General features: G+C 59.5%; 27 protein-coding genes and 1 pseudogene. 14 read left to right on the forward strand and 14 right to left on the reverse strand.

The features are described from left to right. Positions 1-101: 101 nt before the first annotated feature. A complete protein-coding gene (locus tag HHJ16_RS11590) occupies positions 102-1,055 on the reverse strand; it encodes a cytochrome-c peroxidase (protein ID WP_296900799.1) in 954 nt (317 codons plus the stop codon). Between the two features lie 360 nt (positions 1,056-1,415). On the opposite strand from HHJ16_RS11590, the gene HHJ16_RS11595 reads away from it, so the two are divergent. After that, a complete protein-coding gene (locus tag HHJ16_RS11595) occupies positions 1,416-2,327 on the forward strand; it encodes a dienelactone hydrolase family protein (RefSeq protein WP_296900684.1) in 912 nt (303 codons plus the stop codon). A 78-nt stretch (positions 2,328-2,405) separates the two neighbouring features. Here HHJ16_RS11595 and HHJ16_RS11600 read toward each other — a convergent pair. Then, positions 2,406-2,681 (reverse strand): annotated as a pseudogene (locus tag HHJ16_RS11600) (NAD(P)-dependent oxidoreductase); the annotation flags it as partial. Between the two features lie 158 nt (positions 2,682-2,839). Between HHJ16_RS11600 and HHJ16_RS11605 the strand changes: the two are divergent. Beyond that, on the forward strand, positions 2,840-3,040 hold the full coding sequence (locus tag HHJ16_RS11605) for a hypothetical protein (protein WP_296900686.1): 201 nt from the start codon (positions 2,840-2,842) through the stop codon (positions 3,038-3,040). Between the two features lie 66 nt (positions 3,041-3,106). Here the strand turns inward: HHJ16_RS11605 and HHJ16_RS11610 are convergent, their stop codons facing one another. The 3 genes from HHJ16_RS11610 to HHJ16_RS11620 form a co-directional block, all read right to left on the reverse strand. After that, the gene (locus HHJ16_RS11610; RefSeq protein ID WP_296900688.1) at positions 3,107-4,018 is read right to left on the reverse strand and encodes a sulfurtransferase; all 912 of its coding nucleotides are present in this window, start codon (positions 4,016-4,018) and stop codon (positions 3,107-3,109) included. Between the two features lie 18 nt (positions 4,019-4,036). Then, entirely contained in the window at positions 4,037-4,939 is a 903-nt protein-coding gene (locus HHJ16_RS11615) for a DMT family transporter (protein ID WP_296900689.1), read from the reverse strand. A gap of 111 nt (positions 4,940-5,050) precedes the next feature. After that, complete coding sequence (locus HHJ16_RS11620) at positions 5,051-6,169, reverse strand: aromatic ring-hydroxylating dioxygenase subunit alpha (protein ID WP_296900691.1); 1,119 nt, start codon at positions 6,167-6,169, stop codon at positions 5,051-5,053. 294 nt (positions 6,170-6,463) lie between these two features. Here HHJ16_RS11620 and xseB point away from each other — a divergent pair, with 294 nt between their 5' ends. From xseB to dxs, 3 genes are read left to right on the forward strand one after another with little or no spacing between them, the layout of a single operon-like run. After that, positions 6,464-6,745, forward strand: coding sequence for an exodeoxyribonuclease VII small subunit (gene xseB, locus HHJ16_RS11625; RefSeq protein WP_296900693.1), 282 nt, complete (start codon positions 6,464-6,466; stop codon positions 6,743-6,745). 48 nt (positions 6,746-6,793) lie between these two features. Continuing rightward, positions 6,794-7,714 carry a polyprenyl synthetase family protein gene (locus tag HHJ16_RS11630; RefSeq protein ID WP_296900695.1) on the forward strand — a complete coding sequence of 307 codons (921 nt, stop codon included), beginning with the start codon at positions 6,794-6,796 and terminating at the stop codon, positions 7,712-7,714. A gap of 31 nt (positions 7,715-7,745) precedes the next feature. After that, entirely contained in the window at positions 7,746-9,644 is a 1,899-nt protein-coding gene (gene dxs, locus HHJ16_RS11635) for a 1-deoxy-D-xylulose-5-phosphate synthase (protein WP_296900696.1), read from the forward strand. Between the two features lie 66 nt (positions 9,645-9,710). On the opposite strand, the gene selD is transcribed toward dxs, so the two are convergent. Together selD and senB are read right to left on the reverse strand one after the other, a co-directional pair. Further along, the gene (gene selD, locus HHJ16_RS11640) at positions 9,711-10,775 is read right to left on the reverse strand and encodes a selenide, water dikinase SelD (protein WP_296900698.1); all 1,065 of its coding nucleotides are present in this window, start codon (positions 10,773-10,775) and stop codon (positions 9,711-9,713) included. Between the two features lie 22 nt (positions 10,776-10,797). Further along, complete coding sequence (senB, locus tag HHJ16_RS11645; RefSeq protein WP_296900801.1) at positions 10,798-11,820, reverse strand: selenoneine biosynthesis selenosugar synthase SenB; 1,023 nt, start codon at positions 11,818-11,820, stop codon at positions 10,798-10,800. A 70-nt stretch (positions 11,821-11,890) separates the two neighbouring features. Between senB and senA the strand changes: the two genes are divergently transcribed. Further along, complete coding sequence (senA, locus tag HHJ16_RS11650; RefSeq protein ID WP_296900700.1) at positions 11,891-13,126, forward strand: selenoneine synthase SenA; 1,236 nt, start codon at positions 11,891-11,893, stop codon at positions 13,124-13,126. Positions 13,127-13,172: 46 nt separating this feature from the next. Here senA and HHJ16_RS11655 read toward each other — a convergent pair whose 3' ends face one another. After that, positions 13,173-14,276 (reverse strand): substrate-binding domain-containing protein, encoded by a 1,104-nt coding sequence (locus HHJ16_RS11655; RefSeq protein WP_296900702.1) that lies wholly within the window; start codon positions 14,274-14,276, stop codon positions 13,173-13,175. A 167-nt stretch (positions 14,277-14,443) separates the two neighbouring features. Between HHJ16_RS11655 and HHJ16_RS11660 the strand changes: the two genes are divergently transcribed. The 5 genes from HHJ16_RS11660 to HHJ16_RS11680 all read left to right on the forward strand — a co-directional run bounded on the left by HHJ16_RS11660 (position 14,444) and on the right by HHJ16_RS11680 (position 17,864). After that, the gene (locus HHJ16_RS11660) at positions 14,444-15,208 is read left to right on the forward strand and encodes an ABC transporter permease (protein ID WP_296900703.1); all 765 of its coding nucleotides are present in this window, start codon (positions 14,444-14,446) and stop codon (positions 15,206-15,208) included. After that, positions 15,205-15,894, forward strand: coding sequence for a phosphate ABC transporter ATP-binding protein (locus tag HHJ16_RS11665; RefSeq protein ID WP_296900705.1), 690 nt, complete (start codon positions 15,205-15,207; stop codon positions 15,892-15,894). Before HHJ16_RS11660 ends, HHJ16_RS11665 begins: the two co-directional genes overlap by 4 nt. Beyond that, on the forward strand, positions 15,891-16,727 hold the full coding sequence (locus HHJ16_RS11670; protein WP_296900707.1) for an extracellular solute-binding protein: 837 nt from the start codon (positions 15,891-15,893) through the stop codon (positions 16,725-16,727). Before HHJ16_RS11665 ends, HHJ16_RS11670 begins: the two co-directional genes overlap by 4 nt. 84 nt (positions 16,728-16,811) lie before the next feature. Continuing rightward, complete coding sequence (locus HHJ16_RS11675) at positions 16,812-17,189, forward strand: DUF2946 family protein (protein ID WP_296900709.1); 378 nt, start codon at positions 16,812-16,814, stop codon at positions 17,187-17,189. A 177-nt stretch (positions 17,190-17,366) separates the two neighbouring features. Continuing rightward, complete coding sequence (locus HHJ16_RS11680; protein WP_296900711.1) at positions 17,367-17,864, forward strand: copper chaperone PCu(A)C; 498 nt, start codon at positions 17,367-17,369, stop codon at positions 17,862-17,864. Between the two features lie 62 nt (positions 17,865-17,926). Here HHJ16_RS11680 and HHJ16_RS11685 read toward each other — a convergent pair whose 3' ends face one another. Both HHJ16_RS11685 and crcB read right to left on the reverse strand, forming a co-directional pair. After that, positions 17,927-19,078 carry a helix-turn-helix domain-containing protein gene (locus tag HHJ16_RS11685; protein ID WP_366557488.1) on the reverse strand — a complete coding sequence of 384 codons (1,152 nt, stop codon included), beginning with the start codon at positions 19,076-19,078 and terminating at the stop codon, positions 17,927-17,929. A 118-nt stretch (positions 19,079-19,196) separates the two neighbouring features. After that, on the reverse strand, positions 19,197-19,583 hold the full coding sequence (crcB, locus tag HHJ16_RS11690) for a fluoride efflux transporter CrcB (RefSeq protein WP_296900715.1): 387 nt from the start codon (positions 19,581-19,583) through the stop codon (positions 19,197-19,199). A 340-nt stretch (positions 19,584-19,923) separates the two neighbouring features. Here crcB and HHJ16_RS11695 point away from each other — a divergent pair, with 340 nt between their 5' ends. Then, a complete protein-coding gene (locus tag HHJ16_RS11695) occupies positions 19,924-20,091 on the forward strand; it encodes a hypothetical protein (RefSeq protein WP_296900717.1) in 168 nt (55 codons plus the stop codon). Positions 20,092-20,099: 8 nt separating this feature from the next. Further along, on the forward strand, positions 20,100-20,402 hold the full coding sequence (locus tag HHJ16_RS11700) for a DinB family protein (RefSeq protein WP_296900719.1): 303 nt from the start codon (positions 20,100-20,102) through the stop codon (positions 20,400-20,402). Between the two features lie 143 nt (positions 20,403-20,545). Here the strand turns inward: HHJ16_RS11700 and HHJ16_RS11705 are convergent, their stop codons facing one another. From HHJ16_RS11705 to mtnP, 4 genes are read right to left on the reverse strand one after another with little or no spacing between them, the layout of a single operon-like run. Next, positions 20,546-21,184, reverse strand: coding sequence for a TIGR04282 family arsenosugar biosynthesis glycosyltransferase (locus HHJ16_RS11705; protein ID WP_296900721.1), 639 nt, complete (start codon positions 21,182-21,184; stop codon positions 20,546-20,548). A 17-nt stretch (positions 21,185-21,201) separates the two neighbouring features. After that, positions 21,202-21,885 (reverse strand): TIGR04283 family arsenosugar biosynthesis glycosyltransferase, encoded by a 684-nt coding sequence (locus HHJ16_RS11710; protein WP_296900723.1) that lies wholly within the window; start codon positions 21,883-21,885, stop codon positions 21,202-21,204. A gap of 21 nt (positions 21,886-21,906) precedes the next feature. Further along, the gene (arsS, locus tag HHJ16_RS11715) at positions 21,907-22,869 is read right to left on the reverse strand and encodes an arsenosugar biosynthesis radical SAM (seleno)protein ArsS (protein WP_296900725.1); all 963 of its coding nucleotides are present in this window, start codon (positions 22,867-22,869) and stop codon (positions 21,907-21,909) included. 38 nt (positions 22,870-22,907) lie between these two features. After that, a complete protein-coding gene (gene mtnP, locus HHJ16_RS11720) occupies positions 22,908-23,786 on the reverse strand; it encodes an S-methyl-5'-thioadenosine phosphorylase (RefSeq protein ID WP_296900727.1) in 879 nt (292 codons plus the stop codon). A gap of 196 nt (positions 23,787-23,982) precedes the next feature. Here mtnP and HHJ16_RS11725 point away from each other — a divergent pair, with 196 nt between their 5' ends. Further along, on the forward strand, positions 23,983-26,154 hold the full coding sequence (locus tag HHJ16_RS11725) for an FAD-dependent oxidoreductase (protein ID WP_296900729.1): 2,172 nt from the start codon (positions 23,983-23,985) through the stop codon (positions 26,152-26,154). Positions 26,155-26,249 lie beyond the last annotated feature (95 nt).

Raw genomic sequence — 26,249 nt, forward strand, 5'->3', positions numbered from 1 at the left:
GGTCAAGGACACTGATGCGCGAGTGTCCCTTCTTGTCTTCGTTCCCTAAAAACTGCAGCCACTCAGGGTGGCAAGGTCAGCGGTCCAACGGACGGCGCGGCTTATTCGAACGGATGAGGCCGTTTGGTTTTGTCGCTTGAAGGCGGCAAGGCGGGCAAAGTCAGTTTGGGTTGATCGCCGGTCAAGGTCTTCAAAAAAGCCACGATCTCAGTATTTTCTGTATCTGTGAATTTGCGGCCCAATTGCAGGCGACCCATGGTGTCCACTGCTTCGCCCAAGGTGTTGGCCGAGCCGTCATGAAAGTACGGGTAGGTCAACTCCACATTGCGCAAAGTAGGCACCTTGAAGTTGAAGCGGTCCGCATCCTTACCCGTGATCGCCGAACGACCTTCCGCGGTATTGGTGGTCTTGAACGCTTCTACAACGCCCATTTTTTGGTAGGAGTTACCGCCGAGGTTGGGCCCGTTGTGGCAGCCCACGCAACCGCTCGCCTTGAATAGCTTGTAACCCGCCAGCTCCTGGCTCTTCAAGGCTTTGTGGTCCCCTTTCAGCCATTTGTCGAAGCGTGAATTCGGCGTGACCAGGGTTTCTTCAAACGCTGCGATGGCGGCAGTTACTTCATCAATCGTCAGTTTGTCGTTGCCAAACACTTTTTTAAATTCGCTCACGTATTGGGGAATAGAGCGCAGCATGTCCACGGCAAGTTCGTGCGTGAACGCCATTTCACCCGGGTTCGCAATCGGGCCGCCGGCCTGCTCTTTCAGGTCCTTCGCGCGGCCGTCCCAAAACTGGGCAATATTGCCGCTGGAATTCAGCACCGTGGGAGAGTTGATCGGACCTTTTTGCCATTTGTCACCGATGGAGGTCTTCAGGTTGTCAGAGCCGCCCATGCTCAGGTTATGGCATGAGTTGCAAGAAATGGAGCCTGACTTGGACAGGCGTGGGTCAAAAAAGAGTTTTTTCCCCAACTCGACCTTTGCCGGCGCCGTAACTTTGGCGGCTTGAATCGGACGAATAGGTTCTTGGCCCTGAGCCATCACACTCCCGGCCGCCATCAGGGCGGCACAAGCGACGACCGCAAAGGTTAATGGAATCGATTTAGTAAGCACGATTTACCTTTAAAGCACTGGATTTGTGTGATTTTAATCATATTTAATGTCAACTCTATGACTTTTGACAATTAGAGCCAGCCTCCAGCGTGTCCGCTTCGCGGCGTTCAGCAGCACGGGAAAATGAGTGAGATTTATGGCGTGGTGTCTGCTACAGGCGTAGGACTGGCGCGGGAGTTCGTAATTAGAGAATCTCCATCCCTGATCACCCCACCGCGCCAGGGTTTTCCAAAGGGGAGAAGCTAGCAATATTTCTCTGGCCGCCTAAACTCCAAAGTCTTTCATGTTCAACCCTTGGAGAGTTTTATGCTTCCTGCCGATCAGATGAATGAGTTCAACGCGCTGCTGCCCGGTCAAAGCACCGATGGTGGCGTTAGCCGGCGCACGGCTTTGAAGGCTGCGCTGGGTGCAGGCTACGCAGCGGCTGCCATGCCCATCATGGCGCAGACCGCCATCAAAACCTCGGCAGAAGGCCTTCAGGCGGGTGAGACCATGTTTGAAGTCAACGGCTTCCAGGTGCCGGCCTATTTCGCCGCCCCCGCCGGCAAGACGAATTTGCCGGTAATTCTGGTTGTCCAGGAAATATTTGGCGTGCATGAATACATAGCGGATACCGTTCGCCGCTTTGCTAAAGCGGGCTACCTCGCCATTGCGCCCGAGCTCTACGCCCGCCAAGGCGACCCCAGCAAATACGGCGAGATTTCCAAACTTATCTCTGATGTGGTCTCCAGAGTGCCTGACGAGCAAGTCATGGCCGACCTGGATGGGGCGGTGAAATGGGCGGGCGCCCACGGCGGTAATACTCAAAAAGTCGGCATTAACGGCTTTTGCTGGGGCGGTCGCATTGTCTGGTTGTATGCCGAGCAGCGGAAAACCGTCAAGGCGGGAGTGGCCTGGTACGGTTCCCTGGCAGGAAAATCTTCTGAGCTGACGCCCCAACAACCGATGGACTTGGCCGCCGACATCAAGGCGCCTGTGCTGGGCCTTTACGGTGGGCAGGACGGCGGCATTCCTCTGACCACCATTAACCAGATGAAAGATGCTTTGGCTGAAGCGGGCAAGAATGGCAACGCCGCTGCAAAAGCTTCTCAATTTGTGGTCTACCCCGAAGCTGGCCACGCTTTTCACGCAGACTACCGTCCCAGCTATCGCAAGCCGGCGGCAGAAGATGGCTGGAAGCGTGCGTTGGAGTGGTTCAAAACCCATGGCGTCGCCTGACGTGCGCACAGCATTGCATTCATTTGGCATCAACTGCTTAGCGCCCGGTCATCCCTCTTTGCCAAGCCGTCGTTATCGCTAAGCTGCCGCCGCATCAAATACCGCTAGCGGCCGCTCACCGGCAAGGGCTTTCAGCAAATTAGTCGTGGCCATTACCGCCATATGATGCCGCGTCTCCAGCGTGGCTGAGCCGATGTGCGGCAATGCGCTTACTTTGGGGTGGATGCGCAAGGGCGAATCCAGCGGTAGCGGCTCGGTCGCAAACACGTCCACGCCTGCAGCGCGCAGGGTGCTGTGGTTCAAGGCATTGAGCAGGGCGTCTTCCTGCACGATGGCGCCGCGAGCACCGTTGACGCAAGTCACCTTCCGGTGGGTGTCAGGCCCGCCTAAGCGTGCCCAATCGAAAAACCCTTACAACGGCTTGAGTGGGTGTCTCATGGGGAAAACGCGGGGGTTGGTTAGAGTCAAGTTTGGCTGACATCCAGTCGATTTACGTTTTAAAGGAAACTGACATGCACGCAACTCAAATTAAATCCGCTGCGGCCAAAGGCATCGCCGTAGCCACCGTTCTGGCTTCTGCGTTGGCGCTCGGCGCTTGTGGCAAAAAAGTGGATGACACCAGCAAATATTCTGCGCCGATGAGCAGCCCTGCCACGGGTACCGATTCGGGTACGCAAGCGCCCGCAAAGGGTGCGAGCGCCCCGGGCGGCTAATTTGTCTGGGACGGAGCGGGTTTAAAAGGGACTGAGGCGTTTCGGCGCCAGGGTCCACTCGCGAAATTACCCCTGCTCGATCGGCCGTTGCGGATCGCTGCACCAGTCACTCCAGCTGCCTGCATAAAGGCCAGTGATACCTAAGCCCGCGACCGCCATGGCGATCAGATTAGGAAGTGCGCTCACACCGCTACCACAGTAGTGCACCACTGAGCTTGGGTCGCGCTTACCCAGCAAGGCTTCAAATTCTGTCTTGAGCTGCTTTGCAGGCTTGAACTTGCCATCGGGGCCTAGGTTCTGACCGAAAGGCCGGTTGAGTGCACCTGGAATGTGGCCGGCAAACGGGTCCAGTGGTTCGATTTCGCCTCTGAAGCGGGGTGCCGCGCGCGCATCAAGGAGAGTTTGGGCGGGGTTTCCAAGCCGGGACAGCACCGTTTGGCTATCGACCAACACCGCCAGAGTAGGGGCCAGCATGAAACTGGCTTGAAAATGTGACGACTCCTCACCGCTGTTGACGATACCGCCAGCGGCTTGCCAGGCCTGCAGTCCGCCATCGAGCATGGCTACATTGGTGTGGCCCGCCCATTTGAGCATCCACCACAGGCGGCCGCAGAAGTTGGCCCCGTTGCGGTCATACACCACTGCTTGCATCTCGTTGGAAAAGCCTACGCTCGAGAGCCATGTGGCGAATTTTTCGCGGTTCGGTAACGGGTGGCGGCCACCCGAGGCGGGGGCATCGGCACCAGCGGCCATGATGACGCTTTGGGCACCGACCTTGGCTGGATTAACACCGTGTTTGGCAGTTAGCGCAGTGTCCAGGTGGGCGTATACGGCGCCGGGAATGTGCGAGGCCAAGTATTGCTGCTCACCGGCGTGCACTTGCATCAGATCAAAGCTGCAGTCAAACACGCGCAGCGGTTCACCGCTCGTCATCAAAGACTGAAGCTGCTCGGCAGAAATCAGGGTTGTGTAAGTCATCTCATGCTCCTGGAGTGATTAATGCTCTTCAGCGGGTGCGTCGGGCGCGGCGCGCGCCCGCAACGCTGTGGCGGCAATAGCGCTGACGATGATGAGCGCCATGCCAGCCCAGCCCATCAGGGGAATATTGTCGCCAAACAGAATCAAGCTGTACAGCGCGGCAAAGACAATACCCGCATACTGCAAATTGGCCACCATCAGGGTTCCGCCATGATTTTCGGACATGGAATAGGCCTTGGTCATGGCCAACTGGCCAAGGGAGGCCAGAATGCCCAGCGGTGGTAGCCACAGCGCATGCCGCCAGTTCCAGGGCGAAATGCCCATCACCAGCACGCCCAAAGCGCCAGCGATGGCAGTGCCCACGGCAAAATAAAAAACGGTTCGCGTTTCGGGTTCACCCAGGCGTGAAATCGCCATGACCTGCATGTAAGCAAACGCGGCGCCCAGGCCTGACATCAACCCAATCAGGCCAGCAAAGGACTGGTTTTGGTCCATCGCAGGGCGGAGCAGCATGACCACACCCGTAAAGCTGGCCAGAATCGCCAGCACCAGCGGTCCCTGACTGGGCCCTTTTTTGCCGGACTTCCCGAGCATGAGCGCGCCACCCACCAGAAACGTGGCAATCCAGACACTGCTCATGTAGTTGAGCGTCATGGCTGTGGCTAGCGGCAGGTGGGCAATTGCGTAAAACCAGGCTGACAGCGACATCACGCCGATGACGCTGCGCCAGGCATGCATAGCCAACACCGTGGTGCGCAAAGAGGTGCGGCGTGCGTGGGCATAGGCCGTCATAAAAAGAATGCCCAGGACGCCGCGGTAAAACACCAACTCAGCAGGGTTGAAGTGCTCGGATGCGAATTTGACGCACACCCCCATGCTGGCAAACAAGAACGAGGAAAGAATCATCCAGAAGGCTTGCATCGCGTAAAAAGTCTTTCTGGAGATGAATTGGCCTAAGCCAAATAGGACATGGCGCGGCTAGCGATTAAGTAGATGAAAAATGTGTCGGGTAACAAAGTGAGGGTCAGGCCCCTAAATCGTTTGTGTGGTTTTGCTGGCGCCCATTTCACGGCGGTACCACTCGTGAAAGTGCTGCATACCGTCTTCCATGGGGCTCTGGTAGGGGCCGAACTCGTTGTCCCCGCGCAGTAGCAGCGCTTTGCGGCCCGCATCCATGCGAAGCGCGAGTTCATCGTCTTCAATACAGGTCTCCATGTAAGCGGCTTGTTGCGCGTCCATGTACTCGCGCTCGAAGGCGTAGATTTCTTCGGGATAGAAAAACTCCACCACGTTGAGCGTTTTGTCCGGGCCTTGCGGATGCAGCGTACTAACTACCAGCGCATGCGGGTACCACTCGACCATCACATGCGGGTAGTAGGTAAGCCAGATGGCGCCGTGCTTGGGGGGCATGCCCTTGCGGTACTGAAGCACCACGTCGTGCCATTTTTTATAGGTTGCAGTGCCGGGCTTGCCGAGCTTGTCGGATACCCCCACGGTCTGCACCGAGTGGTGCGGACTCAGTTCCCAGCGCAAGTCGTCAGTGGTCACAAACGCTCCGAGTCCGGGGTGGAAAGGGCCGACATGGTAGTCCTCCAGGTACACCTCAATAAACGTTTTCCAGTTGTAGTTGCACTCGTGCAGCTCCACCCTGTCGAGCTGGTAACCCGAGAAATCAAGATCGGCCTTGGGGCCCAAAGACGCCATCTCCGCTGCAACGTCGCGACCGTTGTCCTCAAACACCAAGCCGTTCCAGGTGGTGGTTTTGTAACGGTTCAGGTTCAGGCAGGGATCGACCTCGAAGTGCGGCGCGCCGATCAGCTCGCCGGAGGTGTTGTAGGTCCAGCGGTGAAGCGGGCAGACGATGTTGCTGCCCGTGTTGCCGCGGCCTTGCAGCATCGTGGACTGACGGTGGCGGCAGACATTGGAAATCAGCTCAATACCTGAAGCATTCCGAACCAGTGCTCGGCCATCGCCCTCTTGGGGAATGGTATAAAAGTCACCTAGATTAGGTACCGCCAATTCATGCCCAAGGTAACGCGGCCAGCGCGCAAATAGCCTTTGCTGCTCGCGCTCATACAGCCCCGCATCAAAGTAGCTGGAGATGGGGAGCTGGCTGGTGGCTTGCAACAGGCGAAGATTTAGATCGGACATGCGAGTAATTTCAGTGAACCGGCCGTCGCAGACAGGCTGCGAAGGCCGGTGGAAAAGCCAGATGACTTGAGAGGCCGGGCAACAGCATACAAAGGGAAACAACGCCGCAATGTTTGGCAGGGGGCAAGTCTTAAACTGCTGCTGAGCGCTGTTGTTGAAAATAATTATTAATTCTACCTGCGGGGGACGGTTGGCAGGCCTTTGCGCGGTGCCACCTGATAATGGGGTGTCGCTCTGGTGCCAGAGCCCGAATTTCCCTGCAACGGCCTAAAATCAGGCCTTCCGTAAAATATCATGGCTAAAAGCTCCGCGTCCTCCACATCGTCCAATTTGTCCGCTTCCGGAGCGCGTGCAGCCTCGCCTTCCCCATTGCCCGTCAGTTACGAGGCTGCACTGCAAGAGCTTGAGGGGTTGGTCGCCGGTCTCGAGTCAGGGCAGTTGCCGTTGGACCAGCTGCTCATCGGCTATCAGCGCGGTGCGCAGCTGCTGAAGTTTTGCAGGGACAAGCTGGAAGCGGTAGAAACCCAGATTAAAGTGCTGGAAGGCACGGAGTTGAAGCCTTGGGTGCAAGAGTAACTGGCAGAGTCATCAACACACAAGCGCCTAAGCCTAAGAGATTCCCGATTGAACGCCCCTGAAAAACTGCCTTTATTCACGCTGAGCGCCTGGAGTGCGGAGCAGCTTGCCAACGTCGAGCAGGCCTTGTCCTGCTGGGTGGTCAGCCCGATCGACACCCCTGCGCCTGCTGGCTTGGGCGATGCCATGCGCTATGCCGTGCTGGATGGCGGCAAACGCCTGCGTCCGCTGTTGGTGATGGCGGCCTGTGAAGCTTCGAATGGCAATGCACACGCGGCTCTGCGCGCGGCCTGCGCGGTGGAGCTGATTCATGCGTACTCGCTGGTGCATGACGACATGCCGTGCATGGACAACGACGTGTTGCGTCGCGGCAAGCCCACGGTGCACGTCAAGTTTGGCCAGGCGCAGGCGCTACTGGCCGGTGATGCCTTGCAGGCATTGGCGTTTGAATTTCTCACGCCCGATGACGGCTCGGTAGAGGTCGCAACGCAGGCCCGTCTTTGCCGCATGCTGGCCCAGGCGGCAGGCTTTCAAGGTATGGCGGGGGGACAGGCGATCGATCTTGCGAGTGTCGGCAAGCCTTTGAGCTCCGAGCAACTGCACGCTATGCATCGACTTAAAACCGGCGCGCTTCTGCAGGCCAGCGTGATGATGGGGGCGGCCTGTGGCGCCATCCCGCTGGCCGCACAAACCGCGCTGCGCGACTATGGTGCCACCGTGGGCCTGGCATTTCAGGTGGTGGACGATATTCTGGATGTGACGGCTGACTCGGCCACGCTCGGCAAGACAGCGGGCAAGGACGCGGCGCAAGACAAGCCCACTTTCGTTTCGCTGATGGGACTTCAGGCCTCAAAAAATTACGCCCAGCAATTGCTGGCCCAAGCCTTGGCCAGTCTGGAAGCCAGCGGGCTTCAGAATACCCATGCATTGCAGGCGCTGGCCGATATGCTGGTCAATCGCCACCACTAGGCAAGCGCTCTTGCCCTGAAAATTCACCAAGATGTACCAATTGCTTGAAACCATCAACAGCCCTGCCGATTTGCGACGGCTGCCCCGTGCCCAGCTGAAGACCTTGGCCGACGAGTTGCGTGCCTATGTGATCGACAGTGTTTCCAAAACGGGCGGTCATTTAAGCTCCAACCTTGGCACGGTAGAACTGACAGTGGCGCTGCACTATGTTTTCAATACCCCCGATGACCGCCTGGTTTGGGACGTGGGTCACCAGACTTACCCGCACAAAATTCTGACCGGGCGACGCGAGCGCATGGGCAGCCTGCGCCAGTTCGGCGGCCTCTCGGGCTTTCCCCGCAGGGACGAAAGCCCGTACGACACCTTCGGCACCGCGCATTCGTCAACCTCAATTTCTGCGGCGCTCGGCATGGCGCTGGCTTCCCAGCAAAAGGGGGAAGACCGTCACGCAATAGCCGTCATTGGTGACGGGTCAATGAGTGCCGGCATGGCGTTTGAGGCCCTGAACAATGCGGGCGTTCATGACGACTGCAAGTTATTGGTCGTGCTCAACGACAACGACATGAGCATCAGCCCTCCGGTGGGCGCCTTGAATCGCTATTTGGCCCAATTGATGAGCGGGCGTTTTTACGCGTCAGCCAAAAATGTCGGCAAGCAGGTTCTCAGGGTAGCGCCACCGCTGCTGGAACTGGCCAAACGACTCGAGGCACACGCCAAGGGCATGGTGGTACCCGCGACGTTGTTTGAAAACTTTGGTTTTAACTACATCGGTCCCATCGACGGTCATGATCTGGAGTCCCTGATCCCCACGCTGGAAAATATCAAGCACCTCAAGGGACCGCAGTTCCTGCACGTCGTTACCAAAAAGGGCCAGGGCTACAAGTTGGCCGAAGCCGACCCCATCGCCTACCACGGCCCCGGTAAGTTTGATCCGGCCATGGGCCTGCAGAAATCCAGTGCGCCGGCCAAGCAGACATTCACTCAAGTCTTCGGCCACTGGCTCTGCGATATGGCGGAGCAAGATAGCCGCTTGGTCGGCATCACCCCGGCGATGCGTGAAGGCTCGGGCATGGTCGAGTTTCACCAGCGCTTTCCCAGCCGCTACCACGACGTGGGCATTGCCGAGCAGCACGCGGTGACCTTTGCCGCTGGCATGGCCTGCGAGGGGCTGAAACCGGTGGTCGCGATCTATTCGACCTTTTTACAGCGCGGCTACGACCAGTTGATTCACGACGTGGCGTTGCAGAACCTGCCGGTTGTGTTTGCGCTTGACCGGGCGGGCCTGGTGGGCGCCGATGGTGCCACCCATGCAGGCGCGTACGACATCCCCTTTCTGCGCTGTATTCCCAACATGAGCATCGCCTGCCCGGCCGATGAGAACGAATGCCGCAAGCTCTTGACCTCAGCCTTTGAGCAGAATCATCCGGTGGCCGTGCGGTATCCGCGCGGACCGGGTGCTGGCGTCGCAACCGAGGCCGGGTTGCAGTCGCTGCCGTTTGGCAAGGGTGAGATTCGCCGGGAGGGGACCGGCATCGCCATCCTGGCCTTTGGTACCTTGCTGTATCCCGCGCTGCTAGCTGCGGAAAAGCTCGGGGCGACCGTGGTTAATATGCGTTGGGCGAAGCCGCTTGACATTGAGCTGTTGCTGAAAGTGGCCGCCAGCCACGAAGCGTTGGTCACCGTGGAAGAAGGCGCCATCATGGGCGGAGCTGGCAGTGCTGTAGGCGAAGCGCTTCAGGCCGCAGGCGTCGTCAAACCGCTGCTTCAGTTGGGCCTGAAGGACGAATTTATCGAGCATGGCGACCCGGCCAAGTTGCTGGCTTTGCAAGGTCTGGACGCTGCTGGCATCGAGGCGTCAATCAGCGGTCGTTTTGGTGCGCTCCAGCAATCCGACAGGCCTGCCAAGCCGGCACTCAAGTCGGTGGCTTAAACTGCTTTGGCCCGCCAGGGCGCAGCATGCAAGAGTACCTGGCGAACGTGTCGACGCGTCAACGTCTCAGTAAACGCTGACGCCGTGTCCAGGGATGACTTCGCCGATTACCGCTGCATCGCCAAAACCTTGCGCCCGGAAAATCGCCAGCACTTCAGCGGCGCTGTTGGCGCTGCAGGAAACCAGCAAGCCGCCCGAAGTTTGCGGATCGCTGAGCAAAGCCTTGTCTACTTCCGAAAATGTGGCGGGCAAGCTGATCTCAGAGCCATAGCTGGCCCAATTCCGTCCAGAAGCTCCGGTGATGTAGCCTTGCTCCGCGAGCGCGCTTGCGCCAACGACCAGCGGTGTGCGGGTCCAGTCGATTCGGACCTGGAGGCCCGCGCCGCGCGCCAGCTCCAAGGTGTGGCCCGCCAAGCCAAAGCCGGTGATGTCGGTCAGTGCGTGTACGCCATCGAGTTGGGCCAGTGCAATGCCGGGCTTGTTAAGCTGCGTGGTCAGAGCAATCATGCGGGTATAACCTTCAGCGCTCAGCGCATCTTTTTTAAGCGCCGCGGAAAGTATGCCGATGCCCAGCGGCTTACCCAGTACCAGCACATCACCCACTTGGGCGCCTGAATTTTTCTTCACGCGGGACGGGTGAACCAACCCCAGCACGACGAGTCCATAAATCGGTTCTACGGAATCAATCGTGTGACCGCCCGCAATTGGAATACCGGCGTCGCGGCAAACGTCCTGGCCACCGCGCAAAATTGCGCCGATTGTCTCCAGCGGCAGCACATTGATGGGCATGCCGACCAGCCCCAGCGCCATGATGGGCGTGCCCCCCATGGCATAGACGTCGCTGATGGCGTTGGTGGCGGCGATGCGGCCAAAGTCATACGGGTCGTCAACGATAGGCATGAAGAAGTCGGTGGTGGCGATCAGTGCCTGTTCGTCGTTGAGTTGGTATACCGCAGCGTCGTCGGCAGTCTCGATGCCCACCAGCAGCTGCGGCGGAATCGGCAGGTTGCTGGAGTTTTTAAGAATCTCGCTCAGAACGCCCGGGGCGATCTTGCAACCGCAGCCGCCTCCGTGCGACAGGCTGGTTAATCGGGGTGTGGCGCGCGTTATTGGAGTGTCAGGCGTAATCATCAGAAAGTGTTTAGAGGTGTTTTTAAATACGCGCAGCGCGCTGCGCCGGACTGTCTTCATTTAATGCAGATGCAAGCAAGTTTATGACAAGGCGTTTTTCTTCTTGCGGCTCAAACAGATAGGCACGCGCTCTGCATTGCCTTTGCAGCAGGTTCAAAAAGCCAGTCTCTGCCGCACAGCGTCTGATGAGAGCTGCAAGCTGCGCATCATCACCCGGCGAAAAGTACCCGGCATAGTCCTCCCCCAACATGCCGATATTGCCGCTGATGCGTGAGGCCAACACCGGCGTTCCCGACTGCACTGCCTCCAGAATGACTTGCGCGCCGCCCTCCATGTTCGAGCAATTCACCAGTACGTGCGCCCGTTTGATGTGCTGGCGCGTCGCAGCGCGCGGCAGACCCTCCAGCCAGCGGTAGCGGGGCGCGCGCAGTCCCGTGGTGCGGGCGGCCTCTGCGAAACGCGGCTCCAGCGCCAATCCTATTTGGTCAAAGTGAATGCCCGCCGGAAAGTCGTGGGACGCCGTCCGCATATAAGTCAACGGATCTTTTTCTTCGCGCAGATGGCCGACCATCAGCACACCGAAACGGCGGCTGGATTTGCGGGCTGGCGTCAATGGGGGGGCTGACTGATAAATCACTCGCGTCTTGGCGCGCCACTCCTCCGGCAGCTCCTGAAGTCCGGCGTCCTGCAACACCACAATATGAGACGCCAGTGCCAGTGACTGCTGCGCATCGGCGTTGCTGCGGATGTCACCGTAAAGATCGGTTCCGGTGAGCACCACGATCAGCGGTTTTTCGGGGGTCGCTTGTGCCCAGGCCTGGATGGAGGCGGCCGAACGGCGGGCGTGCAAGGCAATCATCGCTTGCGGCGTGTGGCGCGTGAAGTCGTCGGAGGATTCCGGCTTTCCCGGCCACTGCTGCGCCAGCGTAATGTCACAATGACTCGATAGAAATCGTGCCCAGCGGTGCGCAGTGTGCCAGTTGCCGTTGTTGGATTCGGCCATTGACGGGCTTATCAGGACTATAGTTTTGGCTTCAGATTCCATACCTAATGCATCACCCGCTTTGCCCGGTTCGCCTTCGACAGCGAGCCCGGACCTGATTGATTCGACCCTCATGCGTAAAGGGGGAAGAGAGCTTTTGTCGCTCGCGCTGATAGACGCGCGCAATCATACGCTGCACCTGTTCAGCCAGTTCCAGAATGCGCTGGAAGGGGTTAATTTTGAAGTGCCCCAACTCGCCACGGTAAACCCTCCGGTTTGGGAACTGGGCCACGTAGGGTGGTTTCAGGAATGGTGGATAAGCCGCAACCTGCAGCGGGCACTGGGCACGCGCTGTGAGCCCGACCATGCGCGACTGGCCTCCCTGGAACCGAACGCAGATCGTTGGTGGGACTCTGGCCAGGTGGCGCATGACACGCGCTGGTCGCTGGCCTTGCCGGACGTGGGCAGTTCCCGGGCGTATTTGCTTGACACTTTGGAAAGCACGCTGGACCTGCTGGGAAAGATCGGGAATCAGGACGAAAGTGATGACGCGCTTTACTTTTACCGCCTGTGCCTGTTTCACGAAGACATGCACGGCGAGGCCTTTGCCTACACCGCCCAAACCTTGGGCTTGCCGCTGGACAAGCCTTTGCGAGCCGCGTTCACCCCGCCGCCAGTGGCCGTGCGCGAGCCGCTGCTGATTCCTGCCACCGTATGGCAGATGGGTAGCGCGGCAAGCACAGGGGCCGGTTTTGTGTTCGACAACGAAAAGGCGGTGCATGCCCTCCGCGTGCCCGAGTTTGAAATCGATGCCCAGCCGGTGACTTGGGCGCAGTACGTGGAGTTTGTCGGCGATGGCGGTTACGACCGCCAAGAACTCTGGCATCCTGGAGGCTGGGAGTGGCTGCAAATTGCCGCCAGAGGGGAGGGCCGCAGAGGTCCGCGTTATGTCGAGCAGATAAGCCTGGGCAGCGGCGCCGTCCTGCAAACCCGGTTTGGTCAGCCGGTGCGCATGCAAGGCGGTCAGCCGGCGATGCACATGACTTGGTGGGAGGCCGACGCCTGGTGCCGCTGGGCCGGGCGCCGTTTGCCAGCCGAAGTAGAGTGGGAAGTCGCTGCGCACACGGCGGCGCGGCGGGGCTTTCGCTGGGGCGATGTCTGGGAGTGGATGGGTACGACGTTCCGTCCTTACCCGGGTTTTGCAGCCGATCCCTACCTGGCTTATTCGCAGCCCTGGTTCGGGTCGCACAAGGTGTTGCGCGGTGCCTCATTTGCCACCCGCGCGCGCCTTAAGCACCCGAAATATCGCAACTTCTACCTGCCTGAGCGTGACGATATTTTCTGTGGATTCAGATCTTGTTCGCCGTAGCAGGAGCGCCGAACTAATAAAGCCTCTTTGGAGGCTACCGCGGTTTTTAATCAGCTTTTTTGTTGCGGTAACTCCACCACGGCAACGCCGCACGCAACGACAGCACCTGCCCGCTTTGGGCGTGATCGCCGTTATATCCCGGCAGTTTTTTCAGCGTGATTTGCCAGTCACGGCTCCGCAGTTCGTTGAGAAGCGCCTGCACCTGCGGCGCCGGCAATTCGGACTTCAGGCACACCAAGTGGTAGCGCTCCTGTATCAGAGGCACAAAGCCCAATCCTTTCTCAACCGCGGCAGCTTCTATGCCTAACCCGGCATCCGCCGAGTTGCTGGCAATGGCTTGGGCCACCGCCGTGTGGGAGGGCTCCTGGCTGGCGTAACCCTGAATATCCGACGCCAGCAGGTTGGCTTCGGCCAGTAGCTGGTCTAGCAACACACGCGTGCCGGCTCCTTCGGCGCGGTTAACGTAGCGAAGACCCGGTCGCTTCAAATCGGTGAGGCTGGCAATGCCGAGGGGGTTGTTTTTAGCCACGATGAGGCCCTGCTGGCGATGCGCGAAACCGATCAATTTATGAAGACCCGGCTTCAGAAGGCTTCGGTAGGTCTGTGCGGCCACCGAGTTGCTGCCGGGTTGTTCCAGCGTGTGAAAGCCCGCCATCTTGCAGCGTCCCGCGTTCAACGCCGCAATCGCATCGACACTGCCCATGAACCGGATGTCGAGGTGAAGGCCATGTGCGCTGGCTTGCTCGCGCAGGGCAGACAGCGCCGCATCGTGGCTCGCGTACAGCGTGAGTACGTGGATATTCTCGTCAAACGCGGTTGAAAATGCGCGTTCAATGTCCCCCCGCAGGGCCTCAATCTGCGGCGCGAGTCGGGCCTGCGCCTGACGCTCGGCCCACAGCAATTTGTCGCCAAATTCGGTCAGTCGGGCGCGCTGGCCCTTGTCCCAGACAATCAGCGGCCGCGACAAGGTTCGTTCCCAGTCCTTGAGCGCACCCCAGACGTTCCGATAAGAAAGGTCCAGCGCTTTGGACGCCTTGGAGATGGAGCCCTGGTCGCGCACTGCCTGGAGCAGGTCCATCAAGGGATTGCGTATCAGGGCGTCTTTGCCGCGCTGTGGCGTCAAGAGGTAAGAGAGTTCGACTTTATGCATGGAGGGTGGAGGCGATGACGTGATTATGAGCGCGACCCCCAGTGCGAACAGACCGGCTTCAAGCCCCGGGAAGTTTGATTTTCCTATGCAAACGACTTCATAACGGTGATTACCGATGCGTACTCAGGGCCTTGTGTCCTAAGATAAAGTTCCGCAAAACCTCTCGCATGAACACCTTTTCAGACAGCGCCGTCACGGCTTTTTCGCTCATCACCTCGTTCGATCCCATGTTGGCGAGCATCGTCCTCCGATCGCTGTCTGTGAGCGCGACCGCCTGTGTCATCGCCTGCAGTACTGGTTTGCTGCTGGGCAGTTGGCTTGGGGTGGCGCGCTTCCAGGGGCGTGGCGTGGTCTTGGCGTTGCTGAACACCGCACTGGCTTTGCCGTCCGTGGTGGTCGGACTGGTGGTGTACCTACTGCTGTCGCGCACCGGACCGTTGGGTTTTTTGGGGTGGCTGTTTTCCTTCAAGGCGATGGTGCTGGCGCAGTCGGTGCTGGTGCTACCGGTCGTCATGGCGCTGGTAAGGCAGACCATTGAAGATGCCGACCGAAGCCATGGCGAACAGTTTCAGTCGCTCGGCGCACGCCGCTTCATGCGCAGCCTGATCCTTTTATGGGACGAGCGCTATGCGTTGCTGACGGTGCTGATTGCCGCGTTCGGCCGCGCAATTTCCGAGGTCGGCGCCGTTATGGTGGTGGGCGGCAATATTGATGGTTTCACGCGCGTCATGACGACGTCCATTGCGCTGGAAACCAGCAAGGGAGATTTGCCCCTGGCGCTGGCGCTGGGTATTTTGCTGCTCGGCATTGTGCTGGTGCTGAATGTTCTGATTGCGCTGGTGCGGCGTTGGCGCGAGCAGGCCGGAGATCCGCTGGCAGACGCGATGTCGACGCTGGCAGAGCGCCCGGTCGCCGGAGGCTTGCACGCGTGACACAACTTTTTGATCTGCAGGCCATTAACGTGCGCTTCGGACACATCAACGCGCTGACCGCCTGCACGCTGCGCGTCAAAGCCGGTGAACGGTTGGCGCTAGTGGGCGCGAACGGCAGTGGCAAGAGCACCCTGCTGCGCACACTGCATGGTCTGGTGCGGCCGGTGGCGGGGAACTTTCAGTGTGATTTGAATGCCCGCCAGGCGATGCTGTTTCAGCGTCCCTACATGTTGCGCGCCAGCGTTCTCAATAATGTGGCATTGGGACTGTGGTTAAAAGGCGTGGCCTGGAAGCCTGCCAAAGCGCAGGCATTGGAGGCGCTTGCGCGCGTGGGCCTGGAAGACCTGGCGCACCGCGGTGCCAAAGCGCTGTCGGGCGGGCAGCAGCAGCGTGTCGCACTGGCGCGGGCCTGGGCGCTCAAGCCGCAGGTCTTGCTGCTCGACGAACCTACGTCCAGCCTGGACCCCACGGCCAAGCGCGAGGTGGAGCGCCTGATGGCTGAATTCGCGGACGCCGGTATGACACTGATTTTTAGCAGTCACAACCTCGGCCAGGTCAAACGTCTGGCGAGCCGTGTCATCTATCTGGAGCAAGGGCGCCTGGTGGCTGATTTGTTGACGGAAGCTTTCTTTAACGGGCCGTTGCCTGAAGCAGCTGAAATTTTTTTAAAGGGAGAACTTGGATGAACGGTTTAAACATGAAGGGGAGCCTTGTTAGCTCTATCCGGGTCGTGGCGCTTGCATCGCTTGTGTTTGCAGCGACTGTTTCGACAGCGCAAACACCCAGCATTGTGATGGCCTCGACCACCTCCACCGAGCAGTCCGGGCTGTTCGGTGTCCTGTTGCCTGAGTTTAAAAAAGCCTCGGGGATCGACGTGAAAGTGGTGTCGGTCGGCACGGGTCAAGCCATCGACATGGGTCGACGCGGCGACGCGGATGTGCTGTTTGTGCACGACCAGGTGGCCGAAGAGAAAGTGGTGGCTGAAGGATTTGTTCTGAAGCGTTTCGCGGTGATGTACAACGACTTCGTGCTGATTGGCCCGGCGGCGGACCCGGCGCAGGTCAAGGGCAAAGACATCGCCCTGGCGCTGCAAAAAATCAATACCACGAATGCCGGATTTATTTCGCGCGGTGACAAAAGCGGCACCCATGCCGCCGAGCTTCGCTACTGGAAAACGGCGGGGGTGACGGTGCCAGCTTTTGCCAACTACAAAGCCTGCGGGTGTGGCATGGGACCGGCGCTCAATATGGCCGCCAGCTTGGGCGCTTACGTCCTGGCAGACCGCGGTACCTGGCTGTCCTTCAAAAATCGCGCCGACCTGGCCGTGCTGGTGGAGGGTGACAGCCGCCTTTTCAATCAATATGGCGTGATGGTGGTCAACCCCGCCAAATATCCGCAAACCAAAGTTGTTGAATCGCAAAAGTTTGTCGACTGGGTGACGTCGCCGGTCGGGCAAGCAGTGATCGCCGGCTACAAGATCAATGGCGAACAGCTGTTTTTCCCCAACGCGGCGAAATAGGCAATTTTCAAGGAGCGCGCGGTGACCCTGGGTGGATAAAAAGAGTCTGTCCTTGACACAGACTGCGGTCCGTATAATTTATCGGTGTCCTACCGTCCAGACTCTCGTTCGCCGCTCCCGGCATGGGCTCGCCTTGCCGCCTGGTTAAGTTTTTCCGCCGTGTTGTTCGCGTTGCTGGCGCCAGCGTCCATGCTGGCCCAAGATGTGCGCAGCGGCAAGTTGAGTGGCCTATGTAGTGTCACCCTGACAGGGGGCAGTAGTTCAGACACTGGTTCGGGGGATGCACCACCGGCCGGCTCGCACTGCGATCTGTGCGGTTCCCCGAGCTTGGTGCCGCCGCCACTACTGATCTCGTCCATCCCGTGCTTTGCTGGCTACCAGGTAGCGTGTATTGATTTTCCGGCGGATTTAGACGCCGCAGTACCCGGACTCCCGTTCAGCCGCGGACCTCCGGCACTTTGAACTGAACCGCCTTTGCCGAGGCTTCGCGGGTAGACCTGACGGTCTGCAGGCTTGTTTCCGTTCTGCTCGGTTCAAGGGAGAATCCTCCCAAAAAACTGCCGAGCTGGTGCCCAACCGCACTGAAGCTCTTTTTCTGTTGATCTGAATTTTTTACAACCAAACCAATCGGAGAGCCTCATGAAAGTGAAAATTATCACCGCGATTCTCGCGTTGACCTGTAGCGTCCTGTATGCCCAAACCGTCGAAGTCAAAGACGCCTGGGTCCGTTCCACCGTGGCGGGCCAGAAAGGCACCGGCGCCTTCATGAACATCACTTCAAAAGAAGGCACGAAGCTGGTGAGCGTATCGTCGCCCGCAGCCGGCGTTGTGGAAGTGCACGAAATGAAGATGGAAGGCGACATCATGAAAATGCGCGCAGTACCTTCGCTGGATTTGCCGGCTGGTCAAGTGGTTCAGCTCAGGCCAGGTAGCTACCACATCATGATGATGGACTTGAAGCAGCCGCTGCCCAAAGACAGCACAGTCCCCCTGACACTGCGCTTCAAGGATGCCAAAGGCACTGAAAGCAAGGTCGAACTTACCGTGCCGGTCAGCACGCTGCCACCCAGTGCCAATGCTGGCGGAGGCAAGGCTGACGGCATGGACGGACAGCATCGTGGCATGCAGATGCCCTGAGACCGACAGTTTGCGACGCGCGAGGGGCGCTCAATGAAGAGGGTCTTGGCGCGCTGGCCGTCTTACCTGCGTTTGCCCGGGCTCAGGCGCCGGTAAACGGTTGCGCGGCTCACACCGAGCGCTTTGGCGGCCTGTTGAACATTCCCTAGCGCATCGCTGACTGCCTTGCGAATCAACTCGCTTTCGAGGTCTTTCAAGGGTCTTGAATTTGCGGCGGGACGGCTGATGTGCAGCGACGCCTGTGGCCTGTCTTGTCCCTGTAACAGGGGCAGGGCGCTCAGTCGCAGGCCGGTCCAGAGCGGCACCTCCATGGCGCTTTCATGGCGGCTGCCTTGACGTGCTGCATCAAACAGCATTTCAAACGGCATGGCGAACAGGTCGCGGCAGTGCATGGCCGAAGAAGTGGCCAGGCCCAGTTGCGGCACCAGCTGACGTGCCGTCTGGTTCGCCCCGGTGACGCAGCCATTCCCGTCCACGCACACCAACCCGTCCGCCTCCCCGCCCAGCGGCCGACCCGGCCAGTTGAGCCGGATGAGCAGGGCATGGGGGCGGCTGAGTGTCAGCACGTTTTCAATACTTTGCGCCGATTGGGTGACTAGATGTTTGAGTTCGGGCCGCTCTACTGTCTCGATACCCGTGAGGTCCAGCATGCCGACGCAGTTGCCGTCCGGGCCGAACAGCGGTGCGCCAGCACAGCTGTAAACGGAGGTGGCGTCAAAAAAGTGCTCGCCGCGGTGCAGCCAGACGGGTTGCAGTTCACTCAAGGTGGCGCCGATCGCGGTCGTGCCAATTTGGCGCTCGGACAAATCTGCACCGATGCGGGTGATCACGTCGGCCCGGCGATCGCGGCGGTCTATGGGCCCGTTCACATCCACCACCACGCCGTTCTGGTTGGTGAGGATGGCGAAATAACGGGTGTCGGCAATGGCGCGGCCCAGCTTTTGCAGCACCGGCCGCGCGGCCTCGGTCAACTGGCGATTGGCTTCGAGGGTGCGCCTCACTTCGGCGGCAGCCACGGCGGCAAAAGAAGGTGCTTGCTCTGGTCTTTGGCCATGACCCAGGCAGCGCCGCCACGACCGCTCTATCCAGCCCTCAACGACAGCCAGGCAATCGCCCGCTGCGGGGTCACCGTAAAGAATCGCGAGGCGTGCGCGCCCGATGTGCGCCAAGCGATCCCGACTGGCGACTGGCAGTCCAGGATGGAACGAAGTCATTGAGGCCATGCTGCATTGTGCCCATTTCGCCTGTGGTGCGTGGCCAGGAGCGGCACGGGCGCAAGGCATCGATAAACGCGGTCACCCAGGAGGATCACAAAAAAACACCAGAGCGAAATTAGCGGGCGCTTGCAGCGATAAGAAACATGGCAGTTTTAACGCCCGCCACCGTCATCAACAGTGAGCCCACTACATGCAGCAGCGCGGTGCCCAGGGCCAGCCCGTAGCGTTCGTCCATCAGATAGATCACGACCTCCGCCGAAAAGGTGGAAAACGTCGTCAGGCCGCCCAGAAAGCCGGTCACCAGCAGCAAGCGCCAGACCGGGTCGAGTTGCGGTATGGACTGGAATACGGCAATACACAGGCCGATCAGGTAGCCACCGATCAAATTGGCTGCCAGCGTTCCCCATGGGATCACGCCTCCAGGCGTTAGCCACAAAGCCAATCCCCAGCGGGACAGTGCGCCCACAGAGGCGCCGATACAGATTGCAATCACAGGCAGCATGTCGATGGAGAGGTTGTTAGCAAGACAATGTAGCCATGACTTTAACCGCAGCGGGGGATCGGACTCTCCGCGCTGGCTTCGCGGTGCGGCGTTTGTCGCCAACTGCGTTGAAAGATTGAAAAAAATCTTCGGCCGTTCTGGATTGATCGGGGCGGGACTGGATCGGCCAGGTCGAGGTGCAGGCTGGTAACATTTTCGAGATTCATACGCCGGGCAGCGGAGGTTTCGGAAAGATTTGAAGTCGGCGGCGCGCGGTCTATGATCAGCCGCCCTCGGCCTATTACTGTCGGTGGGCGCGCATAGTCCACGGGTACAAACAGTTATCAATTCAGGAGTCAGAATGAGCACGGAATTTTCTGACAACTTCCGCTTTTTGGCTCACTACAACCGGTGGGTGAACCAGCGCCTGTGCGACGCCTGTGAAACGCTCTCCGACGAAGAGCGCAAGCGCGATCGCGGCGCTTTGCCCGGTGCGGTCTCGACAACGGCGTCGCGCTGGACAGCCTGAATGCGACGGTGCTGGATCTGCCGGACGGGAGTGGTCTCGACACGCTCCTTTTCGAGGACTGGCAGGCATTGCGCGCTAAGCGCGAGCAGCTCGACACTGCCATCGAGGTCTGGGTCGCGGACATGCCCGACGGCTACCCGCAGTTCATCATGCGTTACAGCAATAGCAAGGGGGTCCAGCGGGCGCACCCGGCCTGGCATGCGATGACCCATTTTTTTAATCACCAGACGCACCATCGCGGTCAAGTCGGCACGCTGGTCACGCAAGCTGGCGGAGACATCGGCTTGACCGATCTGATTGCGCTGGTTTGAGGGGAGTGAAGTTTTGCAAAGGCGGCCATAACAGTCGACGACCCGCTCGTCGCGGCTTTGCCACAAAGTCGATTTGCCTTATTTTTAATCTTGGAAGCTACTAAACAAATAGTTTTCCGCGCTGGTATCTATGGCGCCCAAGACTAATTCTTCTTGAAAAATGGACGGTGGGAAAGTTCGGCAGGCAGATGCACCAGATCACTGGGTTCGTCGATGTCGTGCAGCGTTGGTCCCTTCCACACGCACAGCTTAATCGCTGCCATGCGGCGCAGTGTTTCAGCGGCTACAGTGGAGGTGCTCCACGGCATTTTTGTAAAGACCTCAGGGCAGGGCGCCTTGAGGCCGATGAGCACGTAGCCACCGTCAGCCACGGGCAAGAGTACGGCGTCATGCCGCTCCAGCTGGCTAGCCGCCTCGGCGAGTCGTTCGGCCGTTAACGCCGGGCAGTCAGTTCCCATGAGCAGAGCCGGCTGATGCTGTGTGGTGACACGGTCGATGGCGCGTGCCATACGCTCTCCGAGGTCGCCTTCGCCCTGCGCGGTGCAGACCAACGCGGGGGGCAGGTTTACTCCGTGCCATGCCCGGTCGTCGGGCGGTGGACTCATGCACAACTCCACGGGACCGGCTCCAGCCGCCATCGCCTGCTGCAGCGTGTGCATAAGCAGGCTGCGCGCCAGGGTCGCTGCGCCGTCAGCCCCCAGCGCGGAAATTAGCCGGGTCTTGACCGCGCCGGATTGTGGGGCTTTGGCGAAGATGATGAGCCGGGGCTTGGGTCGATTCATGCGCGAGATTGTCGTCGTCAGCGGTACAGCGCTGCCAGCCGCTCGGGCGCAGCGCCGCGCCAATATGCAAAGCGCAGACGCCACATCAGCAGCACGGTGCGCCATACGCCGCGGGTCTCCCAGCGCCGGCCAGAGGTCACCACCTGCGCCTGCAGGCAGGCCGGCCGCGAAAGCCTCAGCAAGCGCCTGGACATCTCGATGTCTTCCATCAGCGGCTGGTTGGGAAAGCCGCCCGCAGCGTCAAAGGCCGCGCGCGTCATGAACATGGCTTGGTCTCCAGTCGCAATACCCGTCCACCGTGAGCGCCGGTTCATGAGCCCTGCGATCAGCCGCAACAGCAGCGGCCGGCCAGAAATGCGCACGTCAAACCGACCCCAGACTTTTGAATCTACTGCCAGCCCCCGCCTGATCAACGTGTCGGCGTCCGCTGGCAATACTGTGTCGGCGTGCAGAAACAGCAAGACCTCGCCGCTGCTCTGTTGCGCGCCGGCGTTCATCTGCAATGCCCGTCCCAAGGGTGCGCCAATAACCTGGACACCCCAGGCCCGTGCGCGCACCACCGTGTCATCTGAACTGCCGCCATCCGCCACCACCACGCATGCACCGCGCGCCACGAGGGGCGCGAGCATCCGCAGGGCTGCATCAATGCCGGCAGCTTCGTTCAGCACGGGCATGACGATGGTAAGACTAGATTCCTTCATGGCGATTGCGCTGGTGCCCCGTTAGTGCTCCAGCGCCCCGCCGCAGCTGCTGCCCTGACCGGCGGTGCAGCCGTAGCAATGCCCTGCCACCCGGATGGGCCGATTTTGAAGGCTGGTTTTGAGAAGATCGCGCAGGTGATGGCGCAGTCCGGACGTTCCCAGCGGCAGGCCAAGTTGTTGGTTGAAGTCGCAGTCAGACAGCCAGCCTTGCCAGTCCACGCTGACCAGGCTGCGACACATGACTCCGGCCAGGTTCTGCGGCTGAAAGCTGTCCTTGAGCAGGTTGAGGTAACTGTCAAACGTACCCTTGGACACCAAGGTTGAGCCAAAGCGCTGGATCGGCATGTTCGTCAGCGCGAATAGCTGGTTGAAGACGATGCCGAAATGCTGAAACAGCTCTCGCTTGTAATCGGCTTGCAGCGTTTGCTGATCTGGCGGCAGCAACGGCCCCTGTGGGTTGTACACCAGGTCCAGGTGCAAGCCGGAGCCTGGCTGCCCGTAGCCAAGTGAATTGAGTTGTTTTAGTGCGGCAATACTCTTGTCGAAGACGCCGTCGCCGCGTTGCTGGTCCACGTTGGCGGCGGAGTAGCAGGGCAGCGAGGCCACCACCTCAACCTGCTGCGCGGCCAGAAACTGTGCCAGTCCATCCTGCCCGGGTTCAAACAGAATGGTGAGGTTGCAGCGATCAATCACCCGCACGCCTTGTTCACGCGCCGCGCACACCAGGTCGCGAAAGCCAGGGTGTAGCTCGGGGGCACCACCGGTCAAGTCCAGCGTGCCCAAGCCGCGCGCCTTGAGCACTTCTGGAATCAATGCGAGCGTTGCGTCATCCATCATTTCGGTGCGGCTCGGACCAGCGTTGACGTGACAGTGAACACAGCTCTGGTTGCACTTGTAGCCAAGGTTGACTTGCAAGATGTCCAGGCGACTGCGGCTAATGGCTGGGAAGGGGGTCCGTTCCAGCAGGGGCAGGGTGTCGTGCATAAATAAGGGAGGTCCGTCAAAAAAATCAGTTCGTCGAATCAGGCCAAAAGCAGCGCCAACCGTGCACGCACCTCGGCAGACATTTCGTCGGGCTGGGTAACGAGTGCGCTTTTAAGCGCGCTGTGCGCTTCGCTCACGGGCCGTTCAGTTCCCAGTAGGCGGATGGCCTCTGCGGCCACCTGCTGCGCGCGGCCCGCATTTTTGAATAGATTGGCCAGCGCCATGTCGACCGTCACCGAGGCCTCGCGCGGATGCCAGCAGTCGTAATCAGTCACCATGGCGAGGGTGGTGTAAGCCATCTGCGCCTCGCGTGCCAGCTTGGCCTCGGGCATGTTGGTCATGCCGACGACAGCCGCGCCCATGCTCCGGTACCAATGGGATTCGGCCAGGCTTGAAAACTGCGGACCCTCGATGCACACATATGTGCCGTGTTCATGCAGGGTGACTCCGTGGTCGGGAGCCTCTGCGCCAAGCACCGTGCGCACAGCGCGGGCGAGTACGCCGGATGCTGCCGCACAAACCGGTTGTGCCATCGACACGTGAGCGACGGCACCTTGGCCGAAAAAGCTACTTTCGCGCCGTTTGGTCAGGTCGATGAACTGGTCCGGCAGCACCATATCGAGGGGTTTGAAATCCTCCCGCAGCGAGCCGACGGCCGACAGCGATAGCAGGTAACGCACGCCGAGCTGTTTCATGGCGTGGATGTTGGCGCGGTACGGCACCTCGGTGGGCAGCAAGCGGTGGCCACGAGCGTGGCGGGCCAAAAACGCTACAGCTACGCCGTGAACGCGACCCGTTACCAACACGTCGGAAGGCGCGCCAAACGGCGTGTTCATTCGGTGCTCCTGAGCGTCCTGCAGCGCGTCCATTTGGTAAAGCCCGCTGCCTCCTATCACTCCCACCAGTGACTGGCTCATCGTTATACCTTCCTTGGTTGTGTACACGGCGGATTCTGCGACCATTAGATTTTGAGCCATTTCCGCCGACGTCGCCGGTGCGTGGTGCATGCCCCTTGTCGGCGCAGCTGGGTTTTTCTTACAGTGCGAAACAAATTTTTCTGGCATAAGCCAGGTCACCGTAAGATTCGTAATAATAAGACACGAGGAAATAGTTGTGAACTCGCGTAAAACCATCATCGCCTTGCTCTTGCTAGCAGGCCTCATCGTTTTTTTTGGGTTCGACCTTGGCCGCTATTTCAGCCTGGCAGTCATCAAGGACCACCAGTCCTCTTTTGCAGTGCTCTTTCATCAGAGGCCGGTCTGGGTGACGCTGATCTTCTTCGCCGTGTATGTGGCGATCACTGCGTTGTCATTGCCGGGTGCCACCCTCCTCACCCTGGCGGCCGGTGCCATATTCGGCTTGATCTGGGGCACAGTGGTCGTATCGCTGGCCTCAACCATTGGGGCGACGCTGGCCATGCTTGCCGCGCGCTATTTGCTGCAGAGCACAATTCAACAGCGCTTCGGTCGGCGTCTCGACGAGTTGAATCGAGGCATTGAGAAGGGGGGTGCTTTTTACCTTTTTACGCTCCGCCTGATCCCGGTCGTGCCGTTTTTTGTACTCAACCTGCTGATGGGTCTTACGCGCATGAAAACTTGGACCTACTGTTGGGTCAGCCAAGTCGGGATGTTCGCCGCGACCGTGGTTTACGTGAACGCAGGTACTCAGATTGCGAAGATCGATTCCCTCAAATCTATTCTCTCGCCAGGATTGATTGGCTCATTCGCGCTGCTGGGGCTGGCGCCGCTGGTGCTTAGTCAAGCGCTCAATTTTTTCAAGCGCCGCAAAGTGTATGCGCGGTGGAATGGGGTTCGGCCGGTCCGCTTTGACCGTAATTTGATTGTGATCGGCGCGGGCGCAGGCGGGCTGGTCACCGCGTACATTGCCGCCGCCGTCAAGGCCAAGGTAAGTTTGGTGGAGGCCCACAAGATGGGCGGCGACTGCTTGAATTACGGCTGCGTGCCGTCCAAGGCGCTGATTCGAAGCGCAAAGCTTGCCCATGAGATGGCGCGTGGCTCGAACTACGGTCTATTGGACAGTCCCGCCAAGTTCTGCTTCAAGACATTGATGCAGCGGGTGCAAGACGTTATTCGCACCATCGAGCCGCATGACAGCGTAGAACGCTACGCGGCTTTGGGCGTGGAGGTGCTGCGGGGCCATGCCCGAATCGTCAATCCGTGGACCGTGGAGATTGCATTGAATCAGGGGGGTAGCCAAACGCTGACCACCCGCAGCATCGTGATTGCCGCAGGTGCACGGCCCCAGATACCCGAATTTCTTGCCACCGCTGCGGGGCGCGACGTGGGCTACGTGACCAGCGACACGCTATGGGATGAGTTTGCCAAGCTGGACCAGGTGCCCCGGCGCTTGGTCGTGCTGGGCGGGGGCCCCGTCGGCTGTGAACTGGCACAGGCCTTTGCACGGCTTGGCTCGCAGGTAACGCAGGTGGAAATGGCATTGCGCCTGATGAACCGCGAGGACGAGGACGTGTCGGCACTGGTCCAGAGTGCTTTGGAGGCGGACGGAATCGTCGTACTCACCGGACACAAAGCACTTCGTTGTGTCAAAACGGGCGATACCAAAACCTTGTGGGTGGCGCGCCAGGGCCAGGAAGTCGGTATCGAATTCGACCAACTCATCTGCGCGGTCGGTCGGGTGGCTCGACTGACCGGCTACGGACTGGAAGAGCTTGGCATTCCAACCGAGCGCACCGTGGAAACCAACGAATACCTGCAGACGGTATACCCGAATATCTACGCCGCTGGTGACGTGGCCGGGCCGTACCAACTCACGCATGTGGCCGCGCATCAGGCTTGGTACGCCGCCGTTAACGCGTTGTTTGGCGACTTCAAGTTGTTTAAGGCGGATTACTCGGTGATCCCCTGGACCACATTCGTCGATCCTGAGATCGCACACGTGGGACTGAACGAGCAGGCGGCGAAGGAAAAAGGCGTTGCGTACGAGGTCACCCAATACCGTCTGAAGGATCTGGACCGCGCCATTGCAGACAGCGAGGCCCATGGTTTCGTGAAGGTGCTCACCGTTCCGGGCAGTGACAAAATTCTGGGTGCCACGCTGGTGGGGAGCCATGCGGGTGATCTGTTGGCTGAGTACGTGTTGGCTATGAAGCACGGGCTCGGGCTGAACAAAATTCTTTCCACCGTGCACACTTACCCGACGTTCTCTGAAGCCAACAAATATGCTGCTGGCGAATGGAAGCGCGCGCATCAGCCCGTGCGACTGCTCGAATGGGCGCGCAAATACCACGACTGGAAAAGGAGTTGAGATGAACCGGCCTCTTCGCTCAAATTGTCGGGATGCTATTTTATTAATGGTTGCTTGCGTTCTCTGGACCTTTACTACGGCTGTTTTTAGTCAAC

The organism is Polaromonas sp., from assembly GCF_012927485.1.
Lineage (GTDB): Bacteria > Pseudomonadota > Gammaproteobacteria > Burkholderiales > Burkholderiaceae_C > Polaromonas.